This is a genomic window from Rugamonas fusca (genome assembly GCF_014042365.1).
GTDB lineage: Bacteria > Pseudomonadota > Gammaproteobacteria > Burkholderiales > Burkholderiaceae_D > Rugamonas > Rugamonas fusca.
Genome location: NZ_JACEZS010000049.1, coordinates 1 through 7,078 on the forward strand (window position 1 = coordinate 1; position 7,078 = coordinate 7,078).

Genomic DNA, 7,078 nt, shown 5'->3' on the forward strand with positions numbered 1-7,078 from the left:
TATTTCATTACTTCTTGTGAACATTTGATATTTTAAGTATCGCGGAGACTAGCTCCGCGTGCACTTCCATCAAACGTCCACACTTATCGACTGTGAATTGTTAAAGAACTTTATTCGGTACTGCGTTGCTGCGAAGCGTTTTGTTCGTCAGCAGAGAGATGAGATTATGCGGTGTTTCGTGCAGCTCGTCAACCCCTCGTTTTTCGCCCCGCTTCACTCGCACTACATGCGCCGTTTTGCGGGGAGGCGAACTATAGCAAAGCCCGTCGCACTTTGGCAAGCCCCGCCAACCAGCTGGCACCATGCTTGCTTACCAATCGTTAAGCAACGGTGTCCGCAGGGACGGGACAACTGATTTTGCTCAAAATTTGCGCAGGTGCTACATTATGGAACACTTGCAGCAAGAGAGAGCCGTCAATAGCGGCCTAACGGAGATATTGAGAACGCCATGCACACACAGACTGCTCCAGATCTGCACAGTGCCCCTTCATCCGCATTAGGGGCAACCTCCGCGAACGCGTGGGCGGACAAGATGCCGCTTATTATCGAATCGTCACATCAGCGATCGATGTCTTACGGTTTGAGCCCAGAGCGTAAGCCCGATTTCAACCCGATGGCGCGGGGCGACCTGAACGCGCTGATCGAACAAAACCGCCTGCTGCACGCCCATGCCCTGCCGGCCATGGAGACGTTATACCAGCAGATCGTCAACACCCACAACATGGTGATCCTGACCGACGCCAATGGGGTGATCGTCCACTCGCTGGGTGACGACGACTTCCTGGAAAAAGCCAACCGCGTCGCCTTGCAACCCGGCGTGGCCTGGTCCGAGCAAAGCCGCGGCACCAACGCGATCGGCACCGCCATCGCGGAAAAGGCGCCGGCCCTGGTCCACGCCGACCAGCACTACCTGTCGGCCAACCACTTTTTGACCTGTTCCGCCGCCCCCATCACCGATCACCTGGGTAACGTGATCGGTGTGCTCGACGTGTCCGGCGACCAGCGCAGCTTCCACAAGCACACCATGGCCCTGGTGCGCATGTCGGCGCTGATGATCGAAAACCAGCTGTTCTCGGCCACGTTCGAAGACGCGATCACGCTGCACTTCCATGTGCGCCCCGAATTCATCGGTACGCTGATGGAAGGCATCGCCTCGTTCAGCCCCGGTGGCCGCTTCCTGTCGGCCAACCGCAACGGCCTGTTCCAGCTTGGCCTGTCCTACGCGGCGCTGCAGTCGCACACCTTCAGCTCCCTGTTCGGCTTACCGGTATCGGCGCTGTATGAACATTACCGCACCGCCTCGCCCGGCCTGCTGAACCTGTGCATGCACAATGGCGTGCGCGTGTTTGGCCGTGCCCAGCTGCGCCTGTCTAACAGCGTGTTCCAGCAAGCGCTGACGGAACCGCATGGCACGTCGGCCTACGCATCGCCCCAACCCAGCCGGGCCGCCGTGGGCAACGCGCGCCGCCTGTCGGGCCTGCGCTACCTGCGCACCGGCGATCCGCAGCTGGAGCTGGTCATTGAGAAGGTCAGCAAGGTGCTGGGGCGCGACATCCCCATCATGATCATGGGCGAGACGGGCACCGGCAAGGAATTGCTGGCCCAGGCCATCCACAACGACTCTCCCCGCGCCATGAGCCCATTCGTGGCCGTGAACTGCGCCTCGATTCCCGAAACGCTGATCGAATCCGAACTATTTGGCTATGAAGATGGCGCCTTCACCGGCGCGCGCAAGAAAGGCGCAGCCGGCAAGATCCTGCAAGCGAACGGCGGCACGCTGTTCCTCGACGAGATCGGCGACATGCCCTTCAGCCTGCAGGCGCGCCTGCTGCGCGTACTGCAGGAACGGATGGTGACACCGCTGGGCAGCGACAAGTCCATCCCCGTCAACGTGGAGCTGATCTGCGCCACCAACCACAACCTGCGCGAACGCATGGCGCAAGGCCTGTTCCGCGAGGATCTGTATTACCGGCTCAATGGCCTGGTGGTCAAACTGCCGCCACTGCGCGAACGCACCGACCTGGAAACGGTGGTCAGGAAAATCCTGGCGGCCGAATCGGAACATGGCGGCTATGAAGTCTCGGCCGAAATCCTGGACCTGTTCCGCCGCCACAAGTGGCCCGGCAACTTCCGCCAGCTCACCAACCTGCTGCGCACGGCCATCGTGATGGCCGGCGACGAACAGGAAATCGGCCTGCGCCACATGCCCGACGACTTCCTAGACGATATTGAACAGACCCAGGCCATGGACACCCAGGCGACGACGGCGCAAATGATCGCCACCGGCGCCAACCTGGAGGAAATGGAGCAATCGGTGATCCTGCGCTCGCTCGAGGCGAACGGCGGCAATGTGTCGGCCACGGCGCGCGCACTGGGCGTATCGCGCAATACCATCTACCGCAAGGTGCCCAACCTGAAGTAGCGCTGGCGTCACGCCGGTGGCGGGAAGTTACGGGTCTGCCAGCTGCGCCCCTGCTTGTCGATGGTCATCAGGTCAACGCCAGGCAACTGGGCGGCCAAGGCGGCCGCCCGCGCCCGCCCCATCACCATGAACGCCGTGGACAAGCCGTCCGCCAGCATGGCGTTCGGCGCCAGCACGCTGACGCTGGCCAGTTCGGCCGGCGAATCACCCAGCGCCGGATCAAAGATGTGATGGTGCACATAGTCCGGCGTGAAGGTGGTCTCATAGTCGCCGGACGTGGCCACCCCGCAGCCTTCGATGTACAGCGTGGTGGCCAGCGCATCGGCATCGCGCGGCGCACGGATCCCGAGCGTCCATGGCTGCTGGTGCTGCTTGCGCCCGCGCGCGACAAATTCCCCCGTATCGAGCAGCGCATGCTGGATGCCCCGTGCCTGCAGCGCGGCCAACGCACAATCGGCCGCATACCCCTGGGCCACGCCATTGAGCGTGATGGCCATGCCCGGCCGCGCCAGCCGTACGGCGTCGCGGTCGAATTCCAGTCCATGCCAGCCCACCAGCGCGCGCGCCTGCCGCCGCGCCGCCTCGGTAGGCAGCGTGCCTCGCGCGGCCGCCTCGCTGAACGCGCGCCACAACGGCTGGACGGTGATATCGAACGCGCCATCACTGAGCCGGGATAATTCCTGCGCCTGGACCAGCACTGCCAGCAACTGCGCATCGGGCCGCGCCAGCACGCCATCGCGATTGAGCTGGTAGACCTGGCTGGCCGGATGATAGATGCTCATCAACCGGTCCACCCGCTGCGCCGCATGCAAGGCCTCGGCGATGGCCTGCCGGGCCAGCCGTTCGTCCGCGTGCAGCACCGAGATGGAAATCGAGGTGCCGAACGCCAGCGCCGCGCCAGTATGCAGGTGCTGGTCCGAACACAAGGCCAGGCCGCTGGCCCCCGCCAACACCCCCATCGAGGCACACAAAAAAGTACGGCGTTTCATGACTGTCCTCCTGCCATCGGCATGATGGGAATGGTGCGGCTGCGCTTGACCTCCATGATGCGCGGCGCGCACTTCTCGTCGCTCTCGTAGATCACGACGCAGTCCATGCACTGGAAGCATTCCGCATAGTCGATGTCGCCAGCGGGTCTGATGGCCTGGTAATCGCAACTGTGGCGGCAGGTCTGGCAGGGCTTGCCGCATTCGCTGCGCCGCGCAATCCACGCCAGCAGCCGGAACCTGCCCAGCAGCGCCAGCCCGGCGCCGAACGGACACAGGTAACGGCAGAAGAATTTGTAGACGAAGGCGCTCGCCGCCAGCAACGCCACGGCATACGTCACGAAGGACCAGGAACGGTCGAAGCCCAGCGTGATCGACGTCTTGAACGGTTCCAGCTCCACCAGGCGGTCAGTCCACACGTTCCCGAACAGCGTGCTGCACAGGATCAGCGCCAGCAGCACATATTTGAGGCGCTTGAGGCGAGCGTCGGTCGCGCCGCGCAACCGGTACTGGGGAATGCCGAACTTGCGCGCGGCCTTGCCGACAAACTCCTGCATGGCGCCGAACGGACATAGCCAGCCGCAGAAAGTGCCGCGCCCCCACGCCAGCAGGGAGATCAGCACGAATGCCCACAGCACCACCGTCATCGGATCGAACAGCATGAATTCCAGGCTGCGGTGCGCCAGCAGGGCTTGCAGCACACCCGTGATGTTCACGATCGACAGCTGTCCCTGGGCGTAGTAGCCGATGAACACGATGGTAAAAACCAGGAAGCCACGGCGGAACCAGGCGAAGCGCGCGCCATTGGCGGTCAACCGCTTTTGCTTGACCAAGGCGAACGCCAACACGGCCAGCCCGCCAACCAGCACCAGCAGATCGACGGCGCGGCCACGCCAGATGGCCCGCCAGGATTTGTCATTGCCCTCAGGCGCCACATAAAAACGTTCCGGCAGCCGGTATTCAATGTCGAAGCTGCGCGTGATCCGCTCCGGGTACACGATGCCCTTGTTGCGGGTGATAGGCAGCGAGAAGTGAAATACACCGGCAGGGTCCAGCCCCGCCTGGGCGATCACGCGGAACGCCGTCACCGTATAGCCAGGCAGCTGTTCGCGTGCCACGGCCAGATCCAGGTCCAGGTCGCGCATGTCGATCGGCAGCTGGTCCTGCTTCAACAGCAGGCGCTCGGAGAGGCTGCCGCGCACGAAGTCGTCGCCCGTCACGCTGTAGCGCCCCGTCGACATCACGAGGATGGCGTGGTCGCCCTCCTCCAGCCGGCCTTTCAGCTTGCGCCAGCCGCGCTCGGTCAGCAGGTTGCGTCCCACGGACGGCACCGATACGCAAGCGACATACAGGTCAATGAACAGGTCGTCGGGGTGCGCCAACCCTTCCTGGTCCAATCCGGCGCCATCACTACCGACGAACAGGCGCTCCACATCACGGTTGCGGAGGCGCAGGTGGTGCACCAGCCCTTCCGACTGCATGCGCAACAAGTCCATCGTTTCGAACAGGTCCGGTTTGATCCGCGCGATCTGGTCCGGGTCGCGTCCCTGCGCGAAGCCCAGCTTCTTGCGCGACACCTTGAGTGCCGCCGCCAGCACGCTCTGGTTGATGATGCGCACCGAGGCCGTGGCCTTGGACACGCCATCGATATAGGCATGCGCGGCGTCCGGATGGCGCTCGCGCTTGCTGTTGGTTTCAATGCTGATGTTCTGCTTGAGCGACAAGCCCTTGTACTGCTTGACGAACTGGATCAGCGGGCCTTCGCCCAAGCCATCCAGGAATACCGGCTCGTGCTGCGACAGCACGGCCACGTCGAGAAATCCGCCCTTCGGGTCGATCGCCACCAGCAGGTTGGGCGGCACGCCCGCGAAGCCTGGCACCGGGGCCAGGTCGGCCGACTCGAACACGTAGGCCACCAGCTCCGTGGCCGTGGCGTTCTGCTTGAAGATGGGCCACACGGGTAAATCCGCGTCACGTTCGCCCACCATCAGCGGCGCCGGAAAGCGGCGCTCCAGCTCCGCCTTGTCCAGCACGCCGGCGCGCGCGGGCGCGGCCACCAGCAACAGGGCCAGCAGAAGGGGCAACAACGTCGCGCTCCACATCGACAGCAAAATTCGCATGGCAGTCATCTCGTCTCCTGGCGCGGCGCGGCCCTCCTCGCCGCGCCGCGATATGTGAGGCGCTATCAGAAGAAGATGATGCCGCCCACGGAGACGCCGTTCATCTTCGCCTCGCCACCGTTGAAGCCCTTGGAGCGGGTCTGGCCCACTTCACCCACCAGCGAGATCGCGCTGGTCAGCGAGTAGTACATACCGGCCGTCAGGTTGGCGTTCGACTTCAGGCCGCCCGTACCGATGGTGTTGTCGTCGTTCTTGCTGATGCCGTAGCCCAGGCCCAGCTTGAGCTTCTCCGTTGGCTTGTAGGTCGCCTGCACGAAGTAGTTCTTCGATTTGACGTCGCCCTGGTCCGCGTCCGACAGCACGCCCAGGCCCTTGCCGCCCTGGAAGTTGGCCAGCAGGCCGGCCGCGCCAGCCTGGTACGACAGACCCAGTTCCACGGCCGACATGGTGAAGTCATTCACGCCCGGCGTGACGGACGAGAATTTCTGCGACTTGGCGCCCAGCCAGCCCTTGAAGCCATCGGCCGCGAAGGTCACCTGCCCCTGCACCTGCGGGCTGTTCTTGGCCGAATAGGTCGAAGCGGCCACCACCGGCGTGTCGGCCACCGGGCTGACCAGCGCCACGTCGAAACCAAGGCCCGACGCCGACTTCGGTGCGCTGTAGGCGACCTGGCCGTAGTAGCCCAGGTAGCTGTAGCCGGCGCCGATGTGGCCCAAGGTGACGCGACCGCGCTGGGTAGCCTGCACTGGCGCACCCGATCCGATCAGCGTCATATCGCCGAAGATGGCGCCGGCGCCGAAGATGCCATTATCGCGGCCCAGCTTGATGGTGCCCATGTCGGCGTTACCGAACGTGAAGTAGGCCTGGCGCACGTCCACGCCGCTGTTGGCGGCGATGGCGCTGTCGGTGGCCGTGTGGTTGTAAATGCCGATCAGCGCCTTGACGTCATACTCGCCCTGGCGCGTCGTCGCCGACGTCACCAGGCCGTTGGGCAGCAGGCCATTGCCGATGGTGGTGCGGTTCGATTCGCCGCCGCAGCCCAGGCCCTTACCGGCCAGCGCCAGCCCACCCACGGCGTCGCCGGAGCACGACACCTGCGTGTAATAGGCATTGACGATACCGCCGACATTGACCGTCCAGTCGCCGGCCTTGATGTCCACCGCCTGTGCCGATTGAGTACCTGCAGCTGCCAGCGCGCCCAGCAAGAAAATCTTCTTCATCACATTCTCCATGTATTTGTTCTAGATTTGGTCAGACACATCACGTTTGATGTAAGCGTGTAATGGCAATTTGCGTGCCTGTCGCGTCACAGAGGGGGAAACGCGCTGAGGGCCACGCATGCTGTGCTGTATCGGATCAGCGCGCGCGCGAACTGTCCTAAATTTGATCGCCACGCGGGCACGCGCGCGCGCCGCAAATGGCGCCGCAATCGGCATAGGGGCGGCCAGCATAGCTGACCGGTCCCCTGCCACACCACCCGGCATGCGGGTCCGCACCGGGCGGTTCGAGTAGTTGAGGTTAAGACAGGCGTGGTACGCCCAACCGGTCGA

General features: G+C 63.7%; 4 protein-coding genes. 1 reads left to right on the forward strand and 3 read right to left on the reverse strand.

The genetic code is table 11. The features are described from left to right. Nucleotides 1-568 precede the first annotated feature (568 nt). A complete protein-coding gene (locus H3H36_RS26180) occupies nt 569-2,422 on the forward strand; it encodes a sigma-54-dependent Fis family transcriptional regulator (RefSeq protein WP_229220119.1) in 1,854 nt (617 codons plus the stop codon). A gap of 8 nt (nt 2,423-2,430) precedes the next feature. Here the strand turns inward: H3H36_RS26180 and H3H36_RS26185 are convergent, their stop codons facing one another. From H3H36_RS26185 to H3H36_RS26195, 3 genes are read right to left on the reverse strand one after another with little or no spacing between them, the layout of a single operon-like run. Further along, on the reverse strand, nt 2,431-3,411 hold the full coding sequence (locus H3H36_RS26185; RefSeq protein ID WP_182220970.1) for an FAD:protein FMN transferase: 981 nt from the start codon (nt 3,409-3,411) through the stop codon (nt 2,431-2,433). After that, nucleotides 3,408-5,537 (reverse strand): 4Fe-4S binding protein, encoded by a 2,130-nt coding sequence (locus H3H36_RS26190; RefSeq protein ID WP_229220120.1) that lies wholly within the window; start codon nt 5,535-5,537, stop codon nt 3,408-3,410. The genes H3H36_RS26185 and H3H36_RS26190 overlap by 4 nt, the downstream gene beginning before the upstream one ends. A 56-nt stretch (nt 5,538-5,593) precedes the next feature. Further along, nucleotides 5,594-6,748: a porin gene (locus H3H36_RS26195; RefSeq protein ID WP_182220971.1), complete on the reverse strand. Its 1,155-nt coding sequence runs from the start codon at nt 6,746-6,748 to the stop codon at nt 5,594-5,596. Nucleotides 6,749-7,078 lie beyond the last annotated feature (330 nt).